Consider the following 24,544-nt stretch of genomic DNA (forward strand, 5'->3'; position numbering starts at 1 on the left):
GCGCCTCACATCCTGAACAGGCCGAAGCGCGGCCCTTTCGGGATCGGCGCATTCAGGCAGGCGGAAAAGGCAAGGCCCAGCACATCCCGGGTCTGGCGCGGATCGATGATGCCGTCGTCCCACAGGCGAGCAGTAGCATAATAGGGATTGCCCTCGGCCTCGTAGCCGGCGCGGATCGGCGCCTTGAAGGCTTCCTCCTCTTCAATGGGCCAATTTTCACCGCGCGCCTCCATGGAATCCCGGCGGATCGTGGCGAGCACCGAGGCCGCCTGTTCGCCGCCCATCACGCTGATGCGGCTGTTCGGCCAGGTGAAGAGAAAGCGCGGGCGATAGGCGCGGCCGCACATGCCGTAATTGCCGGCGCCGAAGCTGCCGCCGATGATGACCGTGACCTTCGGCACGCTCGCGGTCGCAACCGCCGTCACCAGCTTTGCCCCATCCTTGGCGATGCCGCCGGCCTCATAGCGGCCGCCGACCATGAAGCCGGAAATGTTCTGCAGAAACAGCAAAGGTATGCGGCGCTGGCAGGCGAGCTCGATGAAATGCGCGCCCTTCAGTGCGCTTTCGGAAAACAGCACGCCGTTATTGGCGATGACGGCGACGGGCATGCCCCAGATGCGGGCGAAACCGCAGACCAGTGTGGTGCCGTAGAGCGGCTTGAACTCATGCAGTTCCGAGCCATCGACGATCCGGCCGATGACCTCGCGCACATCGTAGGGCGAGCGCACATCCTCCGGGATGAGGCCGCAGAGATCCTCGGGATCGAGTTTCGGCGGCCGTGGCTGCTTGAGTTCGATATCAATGGCCTTCACGCTGTTGAGAGTGCTTGCGATATCACGCACGAGCAGTAGCGCATGTTCGTCGTTTTCGGCGACATGATCGACGACGCCGGAGCGGCGGCCATGGGTTTCGGCGCCGCCGAGCTCTTCGGCTGAAATGATCTCGCCGGTCGCGGCTTTCACCAGCGGCGGGCCGGCGAGGAAGATCGTGCCCTGATTGCGGACGATGACCGTCTCGTCGGACATGGCGGGCACATAAGCGCCGCCGGCGGTGCAGCTTCCCATCACGCAGCCGATCTGTGGGATTCCCTCGGCCGACATCTGGGCCTGGTTGTAGAAGATCGCGCCGAAATGGTCGCGGTCGGGAAAGACTTCGGCCTGATGCGGAAGATTGGCGCCGCCGCTATCGACCAGATAGAGGCAGGGCAGGCGGTTCTGCATGGCGATCTCCTGCGCCCGCAGATGTTTCTTCACCGTCATGGGGAAATAGGCGCCGCCCTTCACCGTCGCGTCATTGGCGACGATCATCACCTCGCGGCCGGAAACGCGGCCGATGCCGGCGATGATGCCGGCGCCGGGCGCCTCGTCATCATACATGCCGTTGGCGGCCAGCGTGCCGATCTCCAGGAAGGGGCTGCCGGCATCGAGTAAAAGCTGAATGCGATCGCGCGGCAGGAGCTTGCCCTTGCCGGTATGGCGCTCGCGCGCCGTTTGCGATCCGCCCTCGCGCGCTTTCGCCGAACGATTGTGCAGTTCGTCGATCAGGGCGTTGTTCTTGCTGGCATTGGCCTTGAAGCTCTCGCTGTCGCGATCGATCGCAGTCGAAATCACCGTCATGACGCAATGAGCTCCCGGCCGATCAGGTAGCGGCGGATCTCGTTGGTGCCGGCGCCGATATCGTAAAGCTTGGCGTCGCGCAAAAAGCGTTCGACCGGCCATTCCTTGGTATAGCCGGCGCCGCCGAGCGCCTGGATGGCTTCCAGCGAGACCTTCACGGCATTTTCGCTGGCAAAGAGGATTGCTGAGGCGGCATCGGTGCGTGTGGTGCGGCCGGCGTCACAGGCGCGGGCGACGGCATAGACATAGGCGCGCGCCGAATTCAGCGCGACATACATGTCGGCAATCTTGGCCTGCATCAGCTGGAAATCGCCGATCGGCTTGCCGAACTGCTTGCGATCGCGCACATAGGGCAGCACGACATCGAGGCAGGCCTGCATGATGCCGAGCGGTCCGCCGGCAAGCACGGCGCGCTCGTAGTCGAGGCCGGACATCAGGATATTCACGCCTTCTCCCTCCCGGCCCATCAGCGCCTCGGCCGGCACCGCGCAATCCTCGAAGACCAGTTCGGCCGTATCGCTGCCGCGCATGCCGAGCTTGGAGAGCTTCTTGGAGACGCTGAAACCGGGCAGGCCCTTTTCGATGATCAAGGCGGAGATGCCTTTCGGGCCGGCTGCGGGATCGGTCTTGGCATAGACGACAAGCACATCGGCATGCGGCGCATTGGTGATCCAGAACTTGGTGCCGTTCAGGATATAGCGGTCGCCCTTTTTCTCGGCGCGCAATCGCATGGAAACGACATCGGAACCGGCGCCGGCTTCCGACATGGCGAGTGAGCCGACATGTTCGCCGGAGATCAGCTTCGGCAGATAGCGGCGCTTCTGCTCCGGCGAGGCCCAGCGGCGGATCTGGTTGACGCAGAGATTGGAATGGGCGCCGTAACTGAGCCCCACGGAGGCCGAGGCGCGCGAAACCTCTTCCATGGCGACGACATGATCGAGATAACCGAGACCGGCGCCACCGAATTCTTCCTCGACCGTGATCCCATGCAGGCCGAGCGCACCCATCTCGGGCCAGAGCTGGCGTGGAAATGTGTTGCTTTCGTCGATCTCCACAGCCAGTGGAGCAATATGATCGGCGGCAAACCGCGCCGTCGTTTCACGGATCGCGTCCGCGGTTTCGCCGAGCGAAAAATCAAACATGGCACTCCTCCCGCTGAAATATGTAGCGCGGGTTGCGGCAGGGTCAAAGTGCCCTTGATTATGATGGCTCATCCAATTGCGAGAGAGCTTCCTCCCGGCGAAAGGTTTCGGGACTGTTACCCATCCATTTCCGGAAGGCCCGGAAGAATGCGCTCGGCTCGGAATAGCCGAGTTGCACGGCAATCTCGCCGATGGTCATCGACGTGTTCAGCAGCAGTTCGACGGCGAGATCCCGGCGGATGTCGTCCTTGATGGCGGCATAGCTTTGTCCCTCGTCGTGCAGGCGGTGGCGGAGCGTGGAGGGGGGCATGCGCATATCGGCGGCAAGCTTGGTGAAGCTCGACCAGGCAGCCGGTGTGGCCTGGCTCAGGCGGCGGCGGACGGCGGCGGCGATGCCGGCATCATAGCGGTAGCGCACCAGAATGTTGGCGGGTGCGCCGCGCAAGAATTGCTTCAAGGCCTGTTCACTGCGTGAGATCGGCAGATCCAGCAATGCGCTGTCGAAGCCGAGCCGGCTGATGGCTTGCGAGAAACGCACCGGGGCGCCGAAGAAGAGCCGGTAGTCGGCCCCTTGTTTGGGTTCCGCGCAGCGGAAATCGACGAGCCGGATCGGAATGCGCCGGCCGACCAGCCAGCAGATGATGCCGTGCAGGATGATCCAGTAGGTGCGGTAGGCGAAGGCCGAACGCGGGCCGGCGGCGTCGCTGAGTTCGATCTCGGCCAAACCGTCGCGGATGACGAGCCGTCCCCGGGGATCGTCGAGCACGACATCGAGGAAGCGCAGAGCCCGGCGCAGGGCGTGACCCAGCGTCGGCGCATGCAGCACAGAGTGGCAGAGCAGCGTGAAGCTACCGCTGCGCATCGGCCGTGCGCCCATGCCGAAGAACTCATCGTCGAGCTCGGCAGCGATCGCCAGCCAGAGCGCGCCATAGGTCTCTGCCGAAACCGGCTGAGCGACCGGGGATGCCAGGCCCACGTGGGCAAGGACCGGCGCCGTCGGCTTGTCGAGCCGCCGCAGGCTGTCGAGTGCCTCCTCCACGAAGCCTGGCGCGATCATGCGTCGCTCGATCTCGGCCATTCCATCCTCGCTATGGCAAAACTGGCCGAAATAATGGAGCAGTTCTGTCATCGCTTGCAATAGGTGGAGCGAATAGAATCGTATCCGTCGGTTGCGCCTGGAGGGGGTGCTGTCGACAGGGAGGAAGAGATTCATGCTGATCCATGGAGCAGGTTTCATCGTGACCGGCGGCGGCTCCGGCTTGGGTGCGGCAACAGTGCGCGCGCTTGTGGAGGCCGGCGGGCGCGTGACGATTGCCGATCTCAATAGGCAAGCGGGCGAAGAGATTGCCCGGGAATTTGGAAGCGATGCCTGCTTCGTCAAGGCCGATGTGACCGATGGCGAGCAGGGGGCGGCGGTGATTCGCGCTGCCGTCGAAGCCTTCGGCGACTTGCGCGGATTGGTGAATTGCGCAGGCGTGGCGCCGGCCGAAAAGGTGATTGGCCGCGACGGACCGCACCGGCTGGAGAGTTTTGTCCGCACGGTCGGCATCAATCTCATCGGCACGTTCAACATGATCCGGCTTGCCGCCGCAGCGATCCAGAATACCGAGCCGGATGCGGAAGGCGAACGCGGCGTCATCGTCAATACCGCCTCGGTTGCCGCTTTCGACGGCCAGATCGGCCAGGCAGCCTATGCCGCCTCCAAGGGCGGGGTGGCTGCGATGACCTTGCCGATCGCCCGCGAGCTTGCCCGTCACGGCATTCGCGTCGTGTCGATCGCGCCCGGCATTTTCGAGACGCCGATGATGGCCGATATGCCGGCCGAGGTTCAGGCAGCACTCGGCAAGAGCGTGCCCTTTCCGCCGCGGCTCGGCCGTCCGGCGGAATTTGCCGGGCTGGTGCGCCATATCTTTGAAAACAACATGCTGAACGGCGAGGTCATCCGCCTCGACGGCGCATTGCGGATGGGCGCGCGCTGAGCGCGTTGCCCAGAGGAGGAAACATGACATTGCAGGATCCCATCGTTATCGTCGGTGCAGCGCGCACCCCGATCGGCAGCTTTCAGGGAGAGCTGAAGGAGGCGACTGCGCCGGAACTCGGAGCAACCGCGATCCGAGCGGCGCTGCAGCGGAGTGGCGTCGAGGCCGAGGCGATCGAGGAGGTCGTCTTCGGCTGTGTGCTTCAGGCGGGGCAGGGGCAGGCGCCGGCGCGCCAGGCGGCGATCCATGCCGGTCTGCCCTTCGCCACGGCGGCGAGCACCGTCAACAAGATGTGCGGCTCGGGCATGAAGGCGGTGATGATGGCGCATGACCTGATCGCCGCCGGCAGCGCCTCCGTGGCGGTCGCAGGCGGCATGGAAAGCATGACGAATGCGCCCTATCTCCTTGACAAGGCCCGTGGCGGCTACAGGCTCGGCCATGGGTGTGTCGTGGATCACATGTTCCTCGACGGGCTGGAGGATGCTTATGACAAGGGGCGCTTGATGGGCAGCTTCGCGGAGGATTGCGCCGAGGCCTATCAGTTCACGCGCGAGGCGCAGGATAATTACGCCATCGCCTCGCTGACGCGGGCGCAGAATGCGATTGCCGAAGGCTGTTTCGACGGCGAGATCGCGCCGGTCACGGTGAAATCGGGCAAAGCCGAGCAGGTGGCGAGCCGCGACGAACAGCCCGGAAAGGCGAAGCTCGACAAGATCCCGACGCTGAAGCCCGCCTTCCGCGAGGGTGGCACGGTGACTGCCGCCAATTCCAGCTCGATCTCCGATGGCGGGGCAGCCCTGGTGCTGATGCGCCGCTCCGAGGCAGAGCGTCGCGGCCTGAAGCCGCTTGCCACCATCCTCGGCCATGCCACCCATTCACAGGCACCCAATCTTTTCGCCACGGCGCCGATCGGCGCGCTGCAGAAACTATCCGATCGCACCGGCTTGCCGCTCTCTGATGTCGATCTGTTCGAAATCAACGAAGCTTTTGCTGTCGTCGCCATGGCGGCGATGCGCGATCTCAACCTGCCGCATGAAAAAGTGAACGTGCATGGCGGCGCCTGCGCGCTCGGCCATCCGATCGGCGCTTCAGGAGCCCGGATTCTGGTGACGCTGCTTGCAGCGCTGGAGCGATACGACCTGAAGCGCGGTATGGCCGCGCTCTGCATCGGCGGCGGCGAGGCGACGGCTGTCGCCATCGAGCGGCACGAGCGGGGAGGGCGGAACAGATGATCCTTTCCGACCTCCAGCAGCAAATCTCAGATCTCGCCCGCGACTTTGCCCGCGACCGGCTGGCGCCGGGGGCGGCCAAACGCGACCGGGAGCATCTCTTCCCGCGCGAGGAATTGAAGGAAATGGGCGAGCTCGGGTTGCTCGGCATGCTGGTGCCGGAAGCGTATGGCGGCTCGGATACCGGCGTCGTCGCTTATGCTGCCGCACTGGAGGAGATTGCCGCGGGTGATGGACCTTGTTCGACGATCATGAGCGTGCACAGCTCCGTCGGCTGCGTGCCGATCCTGAAATTCGGCACCGAAGAGCAGCGGCAGCGGTTCCTGCCGAAACTCGCAAGCGGCGAATGGATCGGAGGTTTTGCGCTCACCGAACCGCAGGCTGGTTCCGATGCCTCGAACCTGAAGAGCCGGGCGCGGCGCGACGGTGATCATTACGTGATCGATGGCGCCAAGCAGTTCATCACTTCGGGAAAGAACGGCAATGTCATCATTGTCTTTGCTGTCACCGATCCGGATGCCGGCAAGAAGGGTATCACCGCCTTCATCGTGCCGACGGACACACCAGGCTACGAGGTGATCCGTGTCGAGGAAAAGCTCGGGCTGCATTCCACCGATACTTGCCAGATCGCCTTCAACGAAATGCGCATTCCGGTCGACTTGAGGCTCGGTGCGGAAGGCGAAGGTTATCGCATAGCGCTCGCCAATCTCGAGGGCGGGCGGATCGGCATCGCCGCGCAGGCGGTCGGAATGGCGCGCGCGGCCTTTGAGGCGGCGCGCGATTACGCCAAAGAGCGCACGGCCTTCGGCAAGCCGATCGTCGATCATCAGGCCGTCGCTTTCCGCCTTGCTGATATGGCGGTGCGGATCGAGGCGGCGCGGCAGCTCACCTTTCATGCCGCCGGCTTGAGGGAGGCCGGGCTGCCCTGCCTCTCCGAAGCCTCGATGGCGAAGCTCTTTGCCTCGGAGATGGCCGAGCGCGTCTGCTCTGACGCGATCCAGATCCATGGGGGCTATGGCTACATGGCCGACTATCCGGTCGAGCGCATCTATCGCGATGTGCGCATCTGCCAGATCTATGAGGGAACGAGCGACGTGCAGCGAATGGTGATTGCCCGCAATCTATAACAACCATATCCGGGCCCTGCTTCCGGGCAGGGACGCACGGCCGGCAAAGGGAGGAAGAAAGAACATGGTGGATTCCGCTCGTTTGAGCCTGCACGTCCCCGAACCTGCCGTCCGCCCGGGCGGCCAGCCTGATTTTTCCAACGTCAAGATCGCCAAGGCCGGTTCGGTGCCGCGGCCGGAGGTGGATGTCGCATCCGAAGATATTCGTGACCTCGCCTATTCCATCATCCGCGTTTTGAACCGCGAGGGCGAGGCGGTCGGTCCCTGGGCCGGTTCGCTCTCCGATGAGGCATTGCTGACTGGGCTTCGCAACATGATGAAGCTGCGTGCCTTCGACGCCCGCATGCTGATGGCGCAGCGGCAAGGCAAGACCTCCTTCTACATGCAGCATCTCGGCGAAGAAGCCGTCAGTTGCGCCTTCCGCAAGGCGCTCGAGACGGGAGACATGAATTTCCCGACCTATCGCCAGGCAGGCCTGCTGATTGCCGACGACTATCCGATGGTCGAGATGATGAACCAGATCTACTCGAACGAGAGCGATCCTCTGCGCGGTCGGCAACTGCCGATCATGTATTCCTCCAAGGAGCACGGGTTCTTCACTATCTCAGGCAATCTCGCCACCCAATATGTGCAGGCTGTCGGCTGGGCGATGGCCTCGGCGATCAAGAACGACAGCCGCATTGCCGCAGCCTGGATCGGCGACGGATCGACGGCGGAATCGGATTTCCACTCGGCGCTGGTTTTCGCCTCGACCTACAAGGCGCCGGTTATTCTCAACATCGTCAACAATCAGTGGGCGATCTCGACCTTCCAGGGCATCGCCCGCGGCGGTTCCGGCACTTTCGCGGCGAGGGGCCTCGGCTTCGGCATTCCGGCGCTGCGTGTCGACGGAAACGACTACCTCGCCGTCCATGCCGTCGCCCACTGGGCGGCCGAGCGCGCGCGGCGCAATCTCGGCCCGACGCTGATCGAATATGTGACCTATCGCGTCGGCGCGCATTCGACTTCCGACGATCCGAGCGCCTATCGGCCCAAGACAGAATCGGAGGCCTGGCCGCTCGGCGATCCCGTGTTGCGGCTGAAGAAACATCTGATCGTCAAGGGCGCATGGTCGGAGGAGCGGCATGTGCAGGCGGAAGCCGAAATCATGGACGAGGTGATCGAGGCGCAGCGCCAGGCGGAGGCGCATGGCACGCTGCATGCCGGCGGCAGGCCTTCGGTGCGCGACATTTTCGAGGGCGTCTATGCCGAGATGCCGCCGCATATCCGCCGCCAGCGGCAGAAGGCGGGGTACTGACATGGCCAGGATGACGATGATCGAGGCCGTGCGCAGTGCCATGGACGTCTCGATGGCACGCGACGACAATGTCGTCGTTTTCGGCGAGGATGTCGGTTATTTCGGTGGCGTCTTTCGCAGCACGCAGGGCCTGCAGGCAAAATACGGCAGAACACGCTGCTTCGATACGCCGATCAGCGAATCCGGCATCGTCGGCACGGCGATCGGCATGGCGGCCTATGGGCTGAAACCCTGTGTCGAGATCCAGTTCGCCGATTACATGTATCCGGCCTATGACCAGCTGACCCAGGAGGCGGCGCGCATCCGCTACCGTTCCAACGGCGATTTCACCTGCCCGATCGTCGTGCGCATGCCGACAGGCGGCGGTATCTTCGGCGGCCAGACGCACAGCCAGAGCCCGGAGGCGCTTTTTACCCATGTCTGCGGGCTGAAGGTGATCGTGCCGTCCAATCCCTATGACGCCAAAGGCTTGCTGATCGCGGCGATCGAGGATCCCGATCCGGTCATGTTCCTGGAGCCGAAGCGCCTCTACAACGGCCCCTTCGACGGCCATCACGAGCGGCCGGTGACGCCCTGGTCGAAACATGACCTCGGGGAGGTGCCCGATGGCCATTACACCATCCCGATCGGCAAGGCCGAAGTGCGGCGCGCGGGATCGGCGGTGACGGTGGTTGCCTACGGCACCATGGTACATGTGGCGCTTGCCGCGGCCGAGGATGCCGGCATCGATGCCGAGGTGATCGATTTGAGAAGCCTGCTGCCGCTCGATCTCGATACGATCGTCAAATCGGTCTCGAAGACGGGACGCTGCGTCGTTGTGCATGAGGCAACCCTGACATCCGGCTTCGGCGCCGAGGTCGCAGCACTGGTGCAGGAGCATTGCTTCTATCATCTCGAGGCGCCGGTGGTGCGCGTGGCCGGCTGGGACACGCCCTATCCGCATGCGCAGGAGTGGGACTATTTCCCCGGTCCCGGCCGTGTCGGGCGGGCGCTTGCCGAAGTCATGGAGGCCTGAGCCATGGGCGAATTCATCATCAAGATGCCCGATGTCGGGGAGGGGGTCGCCGAAGCCGAGATTGTGGAATGGCATGTGAAGACCGGAGATCCCGTCCGCGATGACATGGTGATCGCCGCCGTCATGACCGACAAGGCCACTGTGGAAATTCCGTCTCCCGTCAATGGCACAGTCACCTGGCTTGCCGGCGAGGTCGGAGACCGCATCGCGGTCAAGGCTCCGCTGGTGCGGATCGAGACGGCGGGAGATGTCGGCGAGGCGCAGTCTGTTGGGATTTCGCAGACGCCGATTGCCGAAACGCCCACGGCCGAGATTGCAAAACCTGCTCCGGCAATGCCAACTCCTGCGGCAGCGCCGGCGGAAAAGCCGCTTGCCGCTCCCTCGGTGCGGCTCTTCGCCAGGGAAAGCGGTGTCGATCTCAGGCAGGTGCAGGCGACAGGACCAGCCGGGCGCATCCTGCGCGAGGATATCGAGCAATTCCTAGGCCATGGGATCGCGCCTGCAACGGCAAAGAACGGCTTTGCCAGGAAGACAGCGACCGAGGAGATCAAGCTGACTGGCCTGCGCCGCCGCATTGCCGAGAAGATGGTGCTTTCCGCCTCGCGCATCCCCCACATCACCTATGTGGAGGAAGTGGATATGTCCGCGCTCGAGGAGTTGCGCGCCACCATGAACGGCGATCGCAGGCCTGATCATCCGAAGCTGACGGTTCTGCCCTTCCTGATGCGGGCGTTGGTCAAGGCCATCTCGGAGCAGCCTGACGTCAACGCCACTTTCGACGACGATGCCGGCATCATCACGCGCTATGGTGCTGTGCATATCGGCATCGCCACGCAGACGCCGGCCGGTCTGACCGTGCCGGTGGTGCGGCATGCCGAAGCCCGCGGCATCTGGGATTGCGCCGCCGAGATGAACCGGCTGGCGGAAGCGGCGCGATCGGGTACTGCGACACGTGATGAGCTGTCCGGCTCCACCATCACCATCAGTTCGCTCGGCGCGCTTGGCGGCATCGTCTCGACACCCATCATCAATCATCCTGAGGTGGCGATCATCGGCGTCAACAAGATCGCCACAAGACCGGTCTGGGACGGCACGCAGTTCGTGCCGCGCAAGATGATGAATCTCTCCTCCAGCTTCGATCATCGCATCATCGACGGCTGGGATGCGGCAAACTTCGTGCAGCGCATCCGCACGCTCATCGAAACTCCGGCGCTCATTTTTATCGAAGGCTGAGATCCATGAAAGAGATCGTCTGCAAGCTCCTCGTCATCGGCGCCGGTCCGGGCGGTTATGTCTGCGCCATCCGCTCCGGACAGCTCGGCATCGATACCGTCATCGTCGAGGCCGGCAAGCCGGGCGGCACCTGCCTGACGGTCGGCTGCATTCCCTCCAAAGCACTCATTCATGCGGCCGAGGAATTCGGCGCCGCGCAAAAGATGCTTGCCGGCAAGAACCCGATGGGCATCCGCGTCGAAGGCGCCTCGATTGACCTCATGAGGACGATTGCCTGGAAGGACGGGATTGTCGGCCGGCTGACCAGTGGTGTTTCGGGGTTGCTGCAGAAGGCGCGCGTCAAGATCGTCCACGGTCGAGCCCACTTTCGCGACGGCAAGACGGTGGAGGTGGAGACGGAAACCGGCCAGCAGATCATCCGCGCCGAGACCGTGGTGATCGCCACCGGTTCCGATCCGGTGGAGCTCGCAAACCTGCCTTTCGGCGGCCGCGTGATTTCCTCGACAGAGGCGCTGTCGCTGACGCAGCTGCCGAAAAAACTCGTCGTGGTCGGCGGTGGTTATATCGGGCTGGAGCTCGGGACTGCCTTTGCCAAGATGGGGTCTGATGTGACGGTTGTCGAGGCGACACCACAGGTGCTGCCGCAATATGATGCCGAACTGGTGCGGCCCGTCATGCGCAAGCTGACCGAAGCCGATATCCGGGTGCTGACGGGTGCGAAGGCGATCGGTCTTGCCGACAATGGCGAGGCTCTGATCGTCGAAACGGCTGATGGCCGGCGTGAGACCCTGCCGGCGGATCGCATCCTCGTCACCGTCGGCCGCCGCCCAAGAACCGCAGGATCCGGCCTCGAAGAGCTCGATCTCGACCGTGCCGGGCCCTATCTGAGGATCGATGACCGTTGCCGCACCTCGATGCGCGGCATCCATGCGATCGGCGACGTAACCGGCGAGCCGATGCTTGCCCATCGGGCCATGGCGCAGGGGGAGATGGTGGCGGAAATCATCGCCGGGAAGAAGCGGGCCTGGGACAAGCGATGCATACCCGCGATCTGCTTCACCGACCCGGAGATCGTCAGCGCCGGCCTGTCGCCAGCGGAAGCGAAGGGGCAAGGCTATGAAATTCGCATCGGCCAGTTTCCGTTCAGCGCCAACGGACGGGCGATGACGATGCTATCCGAAGAGGGCTTCGTGCGCGTCGTGGCCCGCGCCGACACCAACCTCGTGCTCGGCCTGCAGGCGGTGGGAGCCGGGGTCTCGGAGCTTTCGGCGGCTTTTGCGCTGGCGATCGAAATGGGCGCGCGCCTGGAAGACATCGCCGGCACCATCCATGCGCATCCGACCCGCAGCGAAGCCGTGATGGAGGCGGCGCTGAAAGCTTTGGGAAGCGCGCTGCATATCTGAGATCAGGTCCGGATCGGATATCGCCGTTTCGATCCGCCTGATAACATACATACCGGATGGTGCGCCGGGCATGGTGCCGATCGCTGATTCCGGTCGGCCTCTGTTCGGTCGGGCTCTCAATTATATCGCTATTCAGCGTTCTGCTTCAGTATTTCCAGATGTTAGCAGCAAACCATTCGACCAGATCGAGCAGCAGAGCTGTCCGGTCTCCCAGCCAAGTGAGCGCTTCGCCAGTGCGCTCCGCGATCAGCGAGAGGACGGACGACTTGCCCATCCCAGCCGCGCCTCGACGATGACGATCGGAGTCTGCGCATCCAGGATGCTGGCGACAACCTCGGGCCGATCGAGACGACCCCCTTTGCCTACAGGCCTATATTCCGACTGATTGCCCCGGCGCGGCAACAGCAGATCACATTTGTTCAAAAAATGTTGCGCTGCAATATGCTTCGGGGCTCTTTTTTTGCCCTCGTCTTGTCCTTTATTGTGCACGTGCGAACAGATCGCTTCTGCAACCCGCCGGACGAGAGACATTCCTCCCAGTGTCCGGCCAGAAAGAGGATCCGAATATGGGTGATCTCCTGAAAGGTATCTCCAATTTTCGCGGCGCCGTATTCCCGACCCATTCGGCGCTTTACCGCAAACTCGCGCGCGAAGGTCAGCAGCCCCATGCCCTGATGATATCCTGTGCCGACAGCCGCGTGATGCCGGAAACGATAACGCAGTCCGGCCCCGGCGATCTCTTCGTCTGCCGCAATGCAGGCAATATCGTTCCCCCCTTCTCAACCCTCAATGGCGGCGTCTCGTCCGCAATCGAATACGCCATCCTGGCGCTCGGCGTCAGTGACATTGTCGTCTGCGGTCACTCCGATTGCGGGGCGATGAAAGGGCTGTGCCACCCACAAATGCTGGAACCAATGCCGAATGTCGCAGCCTGGCTGCGGCACAGCCACGCCGCTTATTCGATTGTTTGCCAAGCCTATCCCGACGACCTTTCCGACGCTGAGCGTGTGCGTGCGGTAGCGATGGAAAATGTTGTCGTACAGATTGACCACCTGAAGACCCATCCATCAGTGGCGGCAAAGCTCGCGACCAGCGAAATCACACTCCACGGCTGGTTCTTCGACATCGAGACGGGTGAGGTCCAGGTCTATGACGGGGTTCTGGCCAGGTTTACGGAGGTAAAGGAGGGGGAGCCGCTGCCGGTCGCCTTCACAGGACGAGGCCATCGGCATGTCATGCCGCGGATTGCCGCGGCACTTGCAGGGGAGTAGCGCCATGACAAACATCGGCTCTGTTTCACGCGATCTCGCTTCGTCTCTCGTGGTTTTCCTTGTTGCTATTCCGCTCTGCCTGGGCATTGCGATCGCATCGGGGGTGCCCGCGGCCATGGGGCTGATCTCCGGTATCGTAGGTGGCATCGTTGTCGGCCTGCTCGCGGGGTCGCCTCTACAGGTCTCCGGACCTGCCGCCGGTCTTGCAGTCATCGTTTTCGGTTTCGTCGAAGAGTATGACATTGCCATGCTCGGTCCTGTGCTGCTCGTTGTCGGAGTTCTGCAGATCGTGGCGGGTTTCCTGAGAATTGGCTCCTGGTTCAGAGCGATTTCTCCGGCGGTGGTTCATGGGATGCTGGCCGGCATCGGCATTTTGATCATCCTGGGACAGATCCATGTGCTCATGGGTGCCAAGCCCGCAGCAGGCGGCATAGAGAACGTCACCGCCATCGAGGAGAGCGTCAGCCGGTTAACCGGCACCAGTGTCACCAACGAGGCCGTCGCACTGTTGGTCGGCCTCATCGCTCTCCTTGCGATGGTGTGTTGGGAGAAATTCCGCCCGAAATCACTGTCGCTGGTCCCGGGAGCTCTTGTCGGTGTTGCTGCCGCTACAATCTTGACAACCACGCTTGAACTCCCGATCGCCCGCGTGGACGTGCCCGCCTCTCTTATTGACAGCATATCCTTTCCGACGGCCGGGAATTTAGCCCAGCTTGTGCAGCCGGGCATTATTTTAATGACGTTGATGATTGCCGTCATTGCAAGCGCCGAAACGCTTCTTTCCGCGGCCGCCGTCGACCGAATGCACGATGGAGAGCGTAGCCGCTTCAACAAGGAACTATTCGCCCAAGGCGTCGGTAACGGCCTTTGTGGATTGCTCGGGGCATTGCCGATCACCGGTGTCATTGTTCGTTCATCGGCCAATATCCAGGCCGGAGCTCGCACGCGCACCTCGGCAATATTACATGGGGTTTGGATTCTGGCGTTGGTGGCGCTTTTGCCGGGCGTGCTGGGAATGGTGCCGTTGACGGCGCTTGCCGCCGTACTGCTCGTCACTGGCTGGAGGCTGATCAGTCTCCACCATGTGCGTCACTTGTTCGAGCACCATGGTCTCGTACCGGTCGGAATCTGGGCGGTGACGGTGGCCATGGTCGTCCTACAGGATTTGCTGGTCGGAGTGGCGCTCGGCCTTGCGCTGTCGATTCTGGAAATTCTCCCCTATCTGCGCCGAAAGCTTGCGATCCGGCATGCTGAGGTCGATAACGAAATTCATGTTCGTTTGCGCGGAGCGGTCACCTGCAAAGACGTGCCGGCGCTACTCAGCACGTTCGAAGGGCTACCCGACGGCCGCAAAGTAAATATCATCGGCAAACACCTGTTTTACATGGATCACACCAGCGCTGAGTGGATTAGCGAATGGCTCCGGCGCGAGACGAAATCTGGCCGAATCGTCGAGATCCACCCGCCCCAAGCCGCCGGTCATCCCCGCCTCAAGCCGCTCTTTGACCGATTCTCGGCCGAGGCCGCGTGAACCTGCGAGGGAGGGCAGCTCCATTGCTCTCCCGCCGCTCATCCCCAAACGCAGACGTCGTCAACGGGGCGAATGGTCGGAGGGTAATTGGACGGTTGCAACCGGCGCCGTACACCGCTTCTGCAGATATCTGACAACGGTACACGCTTCGTTCGGTGCTAGCGTGTCTGCGAAACAGTTCTTGTTCCGGCCCACCTTGAGCTCTTGGCACCAACTTTTCATCTCCGCAAATTGCTACAAGCGAACTGGCGCTGGCGGAGGAGAGGAGGCTGGACGACATGCATGCTGCCGCTCCTGACCGTGATGGCGACCAAGTTGGGGAATCGGAACCTTTCCGGTCTACCCAATTCTTCGACGAAGGGAAAACGACGTTGAGACGGAGGGCTTTTGTAACGACATCGGTTCTGACCCTTCAAGAGCACTAAACGGGCGGGAGTCGCACCGATTTACAATGATTGCTTCGAGTCTTTCTCGCAACACCTAAGCGGGAACTGTAATCTTGGACGGATTTGGCTGGATTAGAGCGATTCAGTTGCGGTATCCGTAGGACTGCGAAGCGATTTGCGCGAGCGGGACAGCTAGAGACAGCACATCCGCATCTCCTAAAGCAGGACCTTGATGAACGCGGATATGATAGCCGCCTGGGCGGTGGAAAATGGATTCCATGCGATGGATTCCGGGAATTATCGTCGCCATGACAATGCAGGCGTGATCACGATCGAGATAAAGAGGATGTCATTCCTCCTCATCGATGAGAGGCAAGGATTGCGACCGCGCCTCATATCGCGGTTGTTCAAAGACTTATCCCTCACAAGCGGGAGCGGCCGCTTGCAGGGTCTTCTTCGTGACCGCAATCCCAATCATTGAACGCTCACGCTATCCCCCAGCCCAGCCAATTCAGGTGGCGTATCATGGCTGACGCCGATAGCACCGTCGCAAACGTTCAACACTTTCAATATTTCTTCTTGCGAACGATCTTGTTGCCGCGGGGTCCGCTCACGACCGGTGTTCGGTCGCGGTTTTCGGCAAGCAGGTTCCGCCAGCGTTCCAGGCGATCGGCGACCAGGGCACCGCTTGCGACAGCTGCCTGGACCGCGCACCCAGGTTCATGGGCATGGGTGCAATCGCGAAAGCGGCAAAGCGGCGCCAGTTCAGTTATTTCAGCAAAGAGGGTGTCTATACCGTCGGCAACATCACTGACGTAAAGCGTTCTTATTCCCGGCGTATCGATGACCCAGCCACCGCCTGAAATTGCATGCAGGGATCGCGCCGTGGTTGTGTGTCGGCCCTGCGCGTCATATTCGCGGATGGTGCCTGTCTTTTGCTTTGTGTCAGATTCTGGCCCGGTCATGGTGTTCACCAGCGTTGATTTTCCGACACCAGAAGATCCCACCAACGCAACCGTCTGGCCAACGCCGCACCAGGGCCTCAACAGGGAAACGGCGTCCGCGGAGCGCCCATTCAAGGCAATGACAGGCAGATCGCGCTGCAAAGCTTCGGCTTGCGCCTGGTATATGCCTGCATCTTCCGCGGTGTCAGCCTTCGTCAGCACAATCACCGGATTGCTCCCGGCCTGGTTGGCCATGATCAGGTAACGTTCCAGCCGAGCAAGATTAAAATCGGCATTGCACGAGGTCACGATCAACAGGGTGTCGACGTTGGCGGCAACAAGTTGCTGGCCACGCCCGCCTTCCGGGCGTCGTTGAAAGACGCTTTTTCGGTCGAGATGTCTGATAACCATGTCAGTCAGTGCATCGGCAAGAACCCAGTCGCCCACCGCGTAGTCACCGGTACTGGTATTGGATGGAAATTCCAGTCCGACCGGCCCGGTGACATCGATTGCCTCGATGCGTGCCCGGTGAACTGAAGCGATGCGTCTGGGGATCAAGTCAGCTTCGCTGGGCTGGACCTGGTCCGCGAAGAATTCAGACCACCCAAGCAGTTCCAGCGGCGAAGAAAGTTGGGAGCTGGTCAAATCCTGTTCCACATTCGTTAAGGCTGCCACAAAGGGTTTTTCAATGATCTTCCGCGGCTTCTCGCCTAGCTGCGTGGATGATCCCGTTTTGGCAACGAGGTTGCGTAAGCAGCAGCTTCGCCGGGGTAGGGGAAATCGTCCCCGAGCTGACGGTCGCCATCGTAGACTTTGAAGACAGGCCCTTCAACTTCAACGATCTTATAGCCATTCACGTATTCGATCTTCGGTGTTTTCCAGCCCATCAAAAGCTCTCCTGTCCGGTCCGAGGGTTGTCTCTGAACATGGTGCCAAGACCTCATACACAGCGGTCTATGACCTATCAGGTGCTTCACGATTAGCCAACGCTGGTTCGATCCCGTTCAAGACCGACAGGCACATACCTGTAATTCGGAGCCGAAGGTTGACCCATTATAGGCAAAGCTCTTGATACTGATTTTCAAATGTAATTCGACGCCAGGCAGAGGTCACGGCCATCGCCGATCATGACCCTGAAGCGCCATGGCCGTCCACTGGGACTCTCGGCAAGTTTCGAATCCGTAGCGAAATGATACCCAATGCGGAGAACGTCGCCGATCTGCGAGGAGTCCATGCTTCGGAAGGGTCTTCAGCGGCCAGTCTCATCAATTATTAGCTTTTCCCGCTTCTGTGCGTTTGAAGGCGTCTCGCCGGCGCGTAACCCCATAACTCATGCCCCGGAAGAGATCCCGATCGCCAATCCGTCGCCACGTGGATCATGCGCGCCGGTCGCCGTGCCGTCCTCGTCGATAACGATCACACCTGCCTGCCCTGCAAGCGGGCTCTGCGCCTCGATCGGTGACAGTGCGTGGCCTCGTGCGGCCAGTTCGGCAAACACCGCTTCGCCGGCATCACTTTCCAGCTTGAGGCTGTCACGGCTGTCGGAAAAGGTCTTGCCGAGAAGAAAACGTGGACCGGCCAGCGCTGCTGCTGGTTCCTCGTCGAAGTCGATCAGCCGGGTCAGCAGCATTGCCAGCGTCTGCGGCTGGCCGTCGGCGCCCTGCGTGCCGTAGAGCAGGGCGGGCTTGCCGTTGCGCAGGCCGAGGCCGGGATTCAGAGTATAGAAAGGCCGTTTGCCGGGTGCGATGCCATTGACATGTTTGGGATCGGACGAAAAGGCCGCCCCGCGGTTCTGCCAGAGAATACCCGTATCGCCGACCACTACGCCGCTGCCCCAGTCGAAATACGTGCTCTGCAAGACGCTGACGCTTCCGCCCTCTGCGTCGGTTGCGGCAAAGAACACGGTGTCGCCGCTGCGAAAGGGCGCCGGCCATTCGAGCGCTTGTGCTGGATCAATGGAGGCTGCCGCCTGCGCAAGATGCTGCGCGCTCAGCCATTCCTCCACCGGCTGCGGCACGACATCGGGATCGGCAATGCCGCCGCGGTCGAGGAAGGCGCGTTTGACGGCTTCGACGCAGAGATGGAGATGATCGGCGCTGCCGGCCGTTTGGCTGGCAAGATCGAAATGGGCGAGAATGCCCATGATCGCCAGTGTTGACAGACCCTGTGTCGGCGACGGCGGCGCAAGCAGCTCGAAGCCGCGATACGAGAGACTGAGGGGTGCCGCTTCGCGCGTTCGGGTTGCCTTAAGATCGTCGCTGGTCAGCGGAGAGCCCGCGGCCTGTAGGCCCGCCGCAATCCTCGTGCCGAGTTCGCCCTCGTAGAATGAACGCGGACCATCACGGGCAATCAGCGAAAGCGACAGCGCCAAATTCTCCTGCCGGAACAGGCTGCCCGTTTCCGGCGCCGCGCCATCTGGCATGAAAAGTGCGGCAAAACCCGGCCAGCCGGCTGCCTCCGCCTGCCGGAAGGCAAGCCAGAAACTCTGCGAGTGGGTAACAGGAAATCCCTCTTCGGCATGACGGATCGCATCAGCAAGCAAGACGGGGAAATCGATCTTGCCGCGCCAGTGCCGTGCGGAATAGTCATGGGCGTGCCGCCAGGCATCGACGGCGCAAGCCGAGGTCAGCGCCGAAAGCGGTCCGCGCAGCGGAATGCTGCCGTCGAAATCCGGCAGTTCCCGCGCCGCTTGCCCGATGCCGAGAAAACATGTTTTCCGCCCGCTGCGATCGGCAATGATCCAGACGGAATCGCCGCCAAGCCCGCAGAAATGCGGGTAGACGACCGCAATGGTGCTGCCGATCGCAATCGCAGCTTCCAGCGCATTGCCGCCGGTCCGCAGGATCGCGGAACCCGCCTCGCTCGCCAGCGCATGCGGGCTTGTTACCATGCCGCCGCACCCGACTGCCTGTCTCGTGCAATCCCGTTCTGCCGGTGTCGTCACGCTCAAATCTCGCTGGGTCTATGGCCTGTAAAGCGCACGATAGGTCCGATAACCCCGATCATAAACCCCTGCATTGTCGGGATTGGGTGCTATCCTTTCACCTTGGCCGACAAAGGCGGTAACACCGGACCAATCGTCGGTCAGTCCGGCACCGATTGCCGCTGCCCAGGCGACACCGAGACAGGAGCCGGGATGGCCAGTGAGACCCTGCAGCGGCTGCTGCAGCACGTCCGAAACGATCTGCATCCAGATACGGCTCTGCGATCCCCCGTCGGAAACGATGAAACGCGTCGTCGGATGGCCGATGTCGTTCAGCACGTCGATATGATGGCGCAGCGCATAGGCATAGGCTTCCAGCATCGCCCGCCAGAGATGGCCGATATGATGCGACAGCGTCAACCCGTCGATCAGCCCGCGCGCGCTGGCATCGTGGATAGGCGTCTTTTCGCCGAGGAAGTAAGGCAGGATCGTCAGCCCGTCCGCGCCGGGCGCGCATTGCCCCGCCAGCCGGTCGAGATAGCGGTGCACGGATATTCCCTCTACCTTTGCGGCGATCTCCTCACGCCCGGCGAAGGTGCTGATGAACCAGTTGAGTCCCGAGCCGCCGGTCGACATGCAGCCGTTCGGCATATAGAGCCCCGGAACCAGATGATAGTCGAGAAACATGCGAGGATCGGGCCGCACGACATCCGTTGCCGTCAGGATATCGACCGCACCCCCGAATTTCAGCAGCACGTCGCCCGCCTTGTTGATCCCCGCACCGAAGGCCGAGGCGATCATGTCGGCTGCCCCGCCGATAACAGGCGTTCCAGGTGCGAGCCCCGTCGCCTTGGCGGCCTCGTTGGTCAGATGGCCAAGCACCTCATGCGAAGCGGCCTTCCTGGGAATGGCGTCCCGCCGCACTCTGGCAAGCCCGATCAGTTCGTCATTGAGCTTGCCGGTGTTGATATCGACGAAACCCGCTTCCAGCGCCCAGTTCTGTTCGATCGCCTTTTCGTCAGTCAGCTTCCAGTTGATGAAATCATAGGACCCCATGACTGTGGCAATGCGCTCGAAAACAGTAGGCTCATGCCGGGCGATCCAGCGCAGCTTCGCCGTCACCAGCTGCTGGTTGATGCCGTTTCCTGCCTTGGCGAGAAAATCCGACTCATCCCACTCGGCCTTAAGTTCCTCGACCTCCTCACCGCAGCGCCCGTCGCTCTGCTGGATGCTCGGCCTCAGCACGTAGCCGGCGTCATCGAGCAACACGACGGCCGGCAGCATGCCGGTTACGCCGACGGCCGAGATTTGCCCGGCCTCGATCCCGGTCGTTGCAATCAGTTCCCTGGTGATCTCGCAGACATTCGCCCACCATTCCGCCGGGTCTTCCTCGGCCCAGCCGTGCTGCGGTGAATGAAGCGTCGACCGCCGTGAGGCGAGCCCGAGCACGCGGTTCGGCAGCTCGATCAAGATGCCGATGGTGGAGGTGGTGCCGATGTCGAGGCCGAGCGTGATGGACATGGCGGCTCCTCTCGTTCAGCGCAGCGCCTCGACGATCTCCATGAAACGCTTGACCCGGTCGCCGTCGACCGGGTTCCAGGTATTACCGTCCACCTTGAAATGCGTACCGATGATGACGCCGCTGGCAACGCTCAATATGTCGCGCACATTATCCTTGTTGACGCCGGTATTGGCAAAGACAGGGACATCCCTGACTGTCTCGCAGACACGCCTGAGGTCCGATTGATCGACCGCCTGTCCGGTCAGTGGTCCCGACACCAGGATGGCATCGGCGAGCGACGAGAACACGGCACTCTTCGCCCTGAGTTCAATCGGGCGCTGGTCCAGCGAATGGGCAAATTCCGCGTTGATGTTGAAGAGCATCTTCATCTCGTCGCGGCCGAGGCTATGTCGCAGCCGCGCCGCCTTGGCGCAATCCGGCTGCCAGATGCCCATGTCGGAGGCGAAGACGCCGGTGAAGATCTCGCGAACAAAGCTCGCGCCCGTCACTGCGCCGATAGCAACACTTGCCGAGGGATCCCAGAGATAGTTGACGCCGAACGGCACTGTCAGTTGCGGTTTCACCCGCTCGACGATCGCGGTCATCGCCGCCAGCCCCTCCGGCGGCGCCTGGAAGACGTAAGGCCGGTCGTTCTCGTTGCCGAACATGATGGCGTCGACGCCGCCCGCCTGCAGCTTGTCGATGTCGGAAAGCACGTCGTCGACGAGCTTGTTCACACCGGCGGTGGCGTCATAGGCGGGCGAGCCGGGCAGGGCTCCGATATGCGCCATGGCGATGACTGCCTTCTTCTTGACGCCAAAAAAGTCGAAGACCATGCGGGAACTCCCTGAAGCGAAATCGAGTGGAACAGTCATCCGCCGGGGACGGATGCGGGAAAGGCAAATCAAAGCAGCGGCTGCTCCTCGGGCGCAATGCGCACATCGACCCCAGCGGTGGCGAGCGCATCGGCAAGATCGGCCGGCGGCATCGCATCGGTGATCAGCATGTCGAATTGCTGCAGCGGCGCGATGTGCACCAGCGACATACGCTTGAACTTGGTGGAATCGCAAAGCACCACCTTCTGCGTCGCGCGGCGCAGATAGACTCGTTTCATGTCGGTGTCCTCGAAGGAATAGTCGTAAATTCCCTGCGCCGTAATCCCGGACACGCCAACGAAGGCGATGTCGAACCAGAGTTCCTCGAATTGCGAAACGGCCGATTGGCTGCTGATCGCCATTTCCTCGCCGCGCATGCGCCCGCCGGGCAGATAGACCTCGCCGAAGCCAGTGCCGAGCTGCATGGCATTGCGTACGCTGTTGGTGAAGATCTTCGTATGCGGCTGGTTGAGCAGCAGGCCGGACAGCAGATAGGTCGTGGTGCCGACGTCGAGGGCCAGGGTGCGCGCGCCGGCAGCAACGCCTGCCGCTGCCATCGCGATCGTCCGCTTCGCGGCGGCATTGCGCGTCAGCCGGGATTCGAAGGTCGGCTCCTCGCGATCGACCGTTTCGCTGGCGATCGGCTCGAAGGCCTTGCCGCTGCGCACCGCCCCGCCATGCGTGCGCACCAGCCTGCCGTCCTTTTCGAGTTCGATCAGGTCGCGGCGGACGGTCATCTCGGAAACGGCAAGCTGGGAGGCGACATCGCTGACGGAGACTGCGCCTTTGCGGGCCAGTGTCTCCAGGATGCGCGCATGCCGCACCTGGGCCAGAACCTTCGGTTTTTCCGCTGCGGCGACCATCTGCTGTTCCGCGTCCATGATACCGTTCTCATCCTCCCGCCGTCGCAACTCGTGGCTACGATTGTCTGATAGTTGCTCCCTATGTATCGAATGACTCGAACAAATTCAAACATAAATTTTTCTTGTTGTGTATGATTTTGTTGTTATATGATCGGTGATGTTTCCAGTCGATGAGGGCGAACATGCAGTCTCCGAGCTTTCCAGAACTATCCGGCAAGCGTGCGATCGTCACCGGCGGGGCGACGGGGATAGGGCGCGCGATCGCGACCGCGCTCTCCCGCCAGTCGATCCAGGTGGCGATCTGCGACATCAACCTGGCCGCCGCCGAACAGACGGCGGCCGAGATCGGCAACGGCGCCACTGCCTATGCGATCGACGTTCGCAAGCGCACCTCCGTCGAGGCGACCTTTTCCGAGGTGGTCGAGAGGACAGGCGGTTACGAGATCCTCTGCGCCAATGCTGGTGTCTCCACGATGCAGCATGCGCTGGAACTGACCGACGAGGAGTGGGACTATAATTTCGACGTCAACATTCGCGGCATCTTCCTGACCAACCAGATTGCCGCCCGGCGCTTTACGAGCACCGGCACCGGCACCGGCGTCATCGTCAACACCGCCTCGCTTGCCGCAAAGATCGGCGCACCGTTGCTGGCTCATTATTCCGCCAGCAAGTTTGCCGTGCTCGGCTGGACGCAGGCGCTCGCCCGCGAGCTCGCAGCTTCAGGCGTTCGCGTCAACGCCGTCTGCCCCGGTTTCGTCAAGACCGGCATGCAGGAGCGCGAGATCGCCTGGGAGGCGAGCCTGCGCGGCGTCACGCCCGAACGCGTCGTTGCGGACTATATCGCCCAGACACCGCTCGGCCGGCTGGAAACGCCTGAAGACGTGGCCGATGTCGTCGTTTTCCTCTGCTCGAATTCGGCCCGCTTCATGACCGGGCAGGGCGTCAACGTCACCGGCGGCGTCTACACGACCTGATCGGTCCAGGACCTGCAACAGGCCTCCCGTCCAGCAAGGAAAGAGCATGGCTGAAATCGTCTTCGACCAGATCAGCAAGAGCTACGGCGATGGTTATGCGGCGATCCGCAACCTGAACATGACCATCCGCGACGGCGAATTCCTGGTCCTCGTCGGGCCCTCCGGCTGCGGCAAGTCGACAGCGCTGCGTATGATCGCCGGCCTGGAGGAGATCACCGACGGCCGCCTGACGATCAACGGCGCCGTCGTCAACGACCTTGCCCCGCGCGATCGCGATGTTGCCATGGTGTTCCAGTCCTACGCGCTTTACCCGCATCTGACGGTGGCCGAGAATATCGGCTTCGGCCTTCGCGTCCGCGGCCTCGACAAGGCCGACATCGCCAGCAAGGTGCAGGAGACGGCAAAGCTCCTGGAGCTCGAGGACTATCTCGCCCGCAAGCCCGCCCAGCTCTCCGGCGGCCAGCGCCAGCGCGTCGCCATGGGCCGGGCGCTTGCCCGCAGCCCTCAGGCCTTCCTGATGGACGAGCCGCTTTCCAACCTCGATGCTCGCCTGCGCGGCCAGATGCGCGCCGAAATCGCCCGCATGCAGAAGATGTCAGGCATTACCACGGTCTATGTCACCCACGATCAGGTCGAAGCCATGACCATGGGCGATCGCGTCGCCGTCATGAAAAGCGGCATCCTGCAGCAGCTCGGCACTCCGCGCAGCCTCTATGATCAGCCGGCCAATCTGTTCGTCGCAAGCTTCATGGGCTCGCCAGCGATGAACCTGCTGGCGACCGATCTCTTCGCGACGGAGAACGGCCCCGAGGCCCGCTTCGGCCAGGCCACCATCCTTTTTTCGGGCGAGGTGCTCGCCGAGCGGCCGCGCATCGCCTCCGCCGCCGGGCGTGCCGTTGTGCTCGGCATCCGACCGGAAGCATTCCAGCCGGTCGACGCAGGCGGTCTCACTGGAACCGTTGCCTTCGTCGAGGATCTCGGTGCCAACTTGCTTGTTCATGTCGATGTCGAGGCCGCCGACCGGCTGAAATCGCTTTCGGCCGAAGAGGACGACGTGACGCTATCTGCCCCGCGCCTGCGCCTCATCATTGACGCCACCCGCCGCGTCAAGATCGGCGAGCGCCTGTCGCTTGCCACCGACCCCGCCCGCGTCCACGTCTTCGATGCCGCGACCGAAGCGGCGATCCGCGCTTGAGCGCATCGTCTCTTTACAGCGCCGCGCGTCTTTTCAGACG

22 protein-coding genes are annotated in these 24,544 nt (G+C 62.3%); 12 read left to right on the plus strand and 10 right to left on the minus strand.

What is annotated here, in order from left to right; all coding sequences use genetic code 11:
* Positions 1-5 precede the first annotated feature (5 nt).
* Genes HFO99_RS12435 through HFO99_RS12445 form a run of 3 tightly spaced genes read right to left on the minus strand, consistent with a single transcriptional unit; the run spans position 6 to position 3,887 of the window.
* Positions 6-1,616 carry a carboxyl transferase domain-containing protein gene (locus HFO99_RS12435; protein WP_222361508.1) on the minus strand — a complete coding sequence of 537 codons (1,611 nt, stop codon included), beginning with the start codon at positions 1,614-1,616 and terminating at the stop codon, positions 6-8.
* A complete protein-coding gene (locus HFO99_RS12440) occupies positions 1,613-2,758 on the minus strand; it encodes an isovaleryl-CoA dehydrogenase (protein WP_222361510.1) in 1,146 nt (381 codons plus the stop codon). The genes HFO99_RS12435 and HFO99_RS12440 overlap by 4 nt, the downstream gene beginning before the upstream one ends.
* Positions 2,759-2,816: 58 nt before the next feature.
* The gene (locus HFO99_RS12445; protein ID WP_222334618.1) at positions 2,817-3,887 is read right to left on the minus strand and encodes an AraC family transcriptional regulator; all 1,071 of its coding nucleotides are present in this window, start codon (positions 3,885-3,887) and stop codon (positions 2,817-2,819) included.
* A gap of 82 nt (positions 3,888-3,969) precedes the next feature.
* Between HFO99_RS12445 and HFO99_RS12450 the strand changes: the two genes are divergently transcribed.
* From HFO99_RS12450 to lpdA, 7 genes are all read left to right on the plus strand, one after another.
* A complete protein-coding gene (locus HFO99_RS12450; protein ID WP_222361512.1) occupies positions 3,970-4,737 on the plus strand; it encodes a 3-hydroxyacyl-CoA dehydrogenase in 768 nt (255 codons plus the stop codon).
* 23 nt (positions 4,738-4,760) lie between these two features.
* The gene (locus HFO99_RS12455) at positions 4,761-5,969 is read left to right on the plus strand and encodes an acetyl-CoA C-acyltransferase (RefSeq protein WP_222361514.1); all 1,209 of its coding nucleotides are present in this window, start codon (positions 4,761-4,763) and stop codon (positions 5,967-5,969) included.
* Complete coding sequence (locus HFO99_RS12460) at positions 5,966-7,093, plus strand: acyl-CoA dehydrogenase family protein (RefSeq protein WP_222334621.1); 1,128 nt, start codon at positions 5,966-5,968, stop codon at positions 7,091-7,093. Before HFO99_RS12455 ends, HFO99_RS12460 begins: the two co-directional genes overlap by 4 nt.
* Before the next feature lie 64 nt (positions 7,094-7,157).
* Positions 7,158-8,390, plus strand: a complete 1,233-nt coding sequence (locus HFO99_RS12465; protein WP_131589147.1) for a thiamine pyrophosphate-dependent enzyme — start codon at positions 7,158-7,160, stop codon at positions 8,388-8,390.
* A 1-nt stretch (position 8,391) separates the two neighbouring features.
* A complete protein-coding gene (locus HFO99_RS12470; protein ID WP_017958371.1) occupies positions 8,392-9,405 on the plus strand; it encodes an alpha-ketoacid dehydrogenase subunit beta in 1,014 nt (337 codons plus the stop codon).
* Positions 9,406-9,408: 3 nt separating this feature from the next.
* Positions 9,409-10,638 (plus strand): dihydrolipoamide acetyltransferase family protein, encoded by a 1,230-nt coding sequence (locus tag HFO99_RS12475; RefSeq protein WP_222334622.1) that lies wholly within the window; start codon positions 9,409-9,411, stop codon positions 10,636-10,638.
* Positions 10,639-10,643: 5 nt separating this feature from the next.
* Positions 10,644-12,041, plus strand: a complete 1,398-nt coding sequence (lpdA, locus tag HFO99_RS12480) for a dihydrolipoyl dehydrogenase (protein WP_222361516.1) — start codon at positions 10,644-10,646, stop codon at positions 12,039-12,041.
* A 145-nt stretch (positions 12,042-12,186) separates the two neighbouring features.
* Here the strand turns inward: lpdA and HFO99_RS33405 are convergent, their stop codons facing one another.
* Positions 12,187-12,315 (minus strand): hypothetical protein, encoded by a 129-nt coding sequence (locus tag HFO99_RS33405; RefSeq protein ID WP_261318792.1) that lies wholly within the window; start codon positions 12,313-12,315, stop codon positions 12,187-12,189.
* 292 nt (positions 12,316-12,607) lie between these two features.
* Here HFO99_RS33405 and HFO99_RS12485 point away from each other — a divergent pair, with 292 nt between their 5' ends.
* The 3 genes from HFO99_RS12485 to HFO99_RS12495 all read left to right on the plus strand — a co-directional run bounded on the left by HFO99_RS12485 (position 12,608) and on the right by HFO99_RS12495 (position 15,710).
* On the plus strand, positions 12,608-13,312 hold the full coding sequence (locus tag HFO99_RS12485) for a carbonic anhydrase (protein ID WP_222361518.1): 705 nt from the start codon (positions 12,608-12,610) through the stop codon (positions 13,310-13,312).
* A 4-nt stretch (positions 13,313-13,316) separates the two neighbouring features.
* Positions 13,317-14,843, plus strand: coding sequence for a SulP family inorganic anion transporter (locus HFO99_RS12490; RefSeq protein WP_222361520.1), 1,527 nt, complete (start codon positions 13,317-13,319; stop codon positions 14,841-14,843).
* Positions 14,844-15,461: 618 nt separating this feature from the next.
* Positions 15,462-15,710: a hypothetical protein gene (locus tag HFO99_RS12495; RefSeq protein WP_064245731.1), complete on the plus strand. Its 249-nt coding sequence runs from the start codon at positions 15,462-15,464 to the stop codon at positions 15,708-15,710.
* Positions 15,711-15,795: 85 nt separating this feature from the next.
* Here HFO99_RS12495 and rsgA read toward each other — a convergent pair whose 3' ends face one another.
* The 6 genes from rsgA to HFO99_RS12525 all read right to left on the minus strand — a co-directional run bounded on the left by rsgA (position 15,796) and on the right by HFO99_RS12525 (position 22,353).
* Entirely contained in the window at positions 15,796-16,848 is a 1,053-nt protein-coding gene (gene rsgA, locus HFO99_RS12500; RefSeq protein WP_222361522.1) for a ribosome small subunit-dependent GTPase A, read from the minus strand.
* Positions 16,849-16,883: 35 nt separating this feature from the next.
* Complete coding sequence (locus HFO99_RS12505) at positions 16,884-17,060, minus strand: hypothetical protein (protein ID WP_222309085.1); 177 nt, start codon at positions 17,058-17,060, stop codon at positions 16,884-16,886.
* A 443-nt stretch (positions 17,061-17,503) separates the two neighbouring features.
* Positions 17,504-19,063 carry a gamma-glutamyltransferase family protein gene (locus tag HFO99_RS12510; RefSeq protein ID WP_222361525.1) on the minus strand — a complete coding sequence of 520 codons (1,560 nt, stop codon included), beginning with the start codon at positions 19,061-19,063 and terminating at the stop codon, positions 17,504-17,506.
* Between the two features lie 72 nt (positions 19,064-19,135).
* Positions 19,136-20,617 carry an FGGY-family carbohydrate kinase gene (locus HFO99_RS12515; RefSeq protein ID WP_222361527.1) on the minus strand — a complete coding sequence of 494 codons (1,482 nt, stop codon included), beginning with the start codon at positions 20,615-20,617 and terminating at the stop codon, positions 19,136-19,138.
* A 15-nt stretch (positions 20,618-20,632) separates the two neighbouring features.
* Positions 20,633-21,433 carry a BtpA/SgcQ family protein gene (locus tag HFO99_RS12520; RefSeq protein ID WP_222334629.1) on the minus strand — a complete coding sequence of 267 codons (801 nt, stop codon included), beginning with the start codon at positions 21,431-21,433 and terminating at the stop codon, positions 20,633-20,635.
* A 68-nt stretch (positions 21,434-21,501) separates the two neighbouring features.
* Positions 21,502-22,353 (minus strand): DeoR/GlpR family DNA-binding transcription regulator, encoded by an 852-nt coding sequence (locus HFO99_RS12525; RefSeq protein WP_222334630.1) that lies wholly within the window; start codon positions 22,351-22,353, stop codon positions 21,502-21,504.
* A gap of 164 nt (positions 22,354-22,517) precedes the next feature.
* Here HFO99_RS12525 and HFO99_RS12530 point away from each other — a divergent pair, with 164 nt between their 5' ends.
* Together HFO99_RS12530 and HFO99_RS12535 are read left to right on the plus strand one after the other, a co-directional pair.
* Positions 22,518-23,309 carry an SDR family NAD(P)-dependent oxidoreductase gene (locus tag HFO99_RS12530; protein WP_163879255.1) on the plus strand — a complete coding sequence of 264 codons (792 nt, stop codon included), beginning with the start codon at positions 22,518-22,520 and terminating at the stop codon, positions 23,307-23,309.
* 46 nt (positions 23,310-23,355) lie between these two features.
* Positions 23,356-24,504, plus strand: coding sequence for an ABC transporter ATP-binding protein (locus tag HFO99_RS12535; protein WP_222251861.1), 1,149 nt, complete (start codon positions 23,356-23,358; stop codon positions 24,502-24,504).
* Positions 24,505-24,544: the final 40 nt, after the last annotated feature.

This window comes from Rhizobium leguminosarum (genome assembly GCF_019798305.1).
Classification (GTDB): Bacteria; Pseudomonadota; Alphaproteobacteria; order Rhizobiales; family Rhizobiaceae; genus Rhizobium; species Rhizobium leguminosarum_U.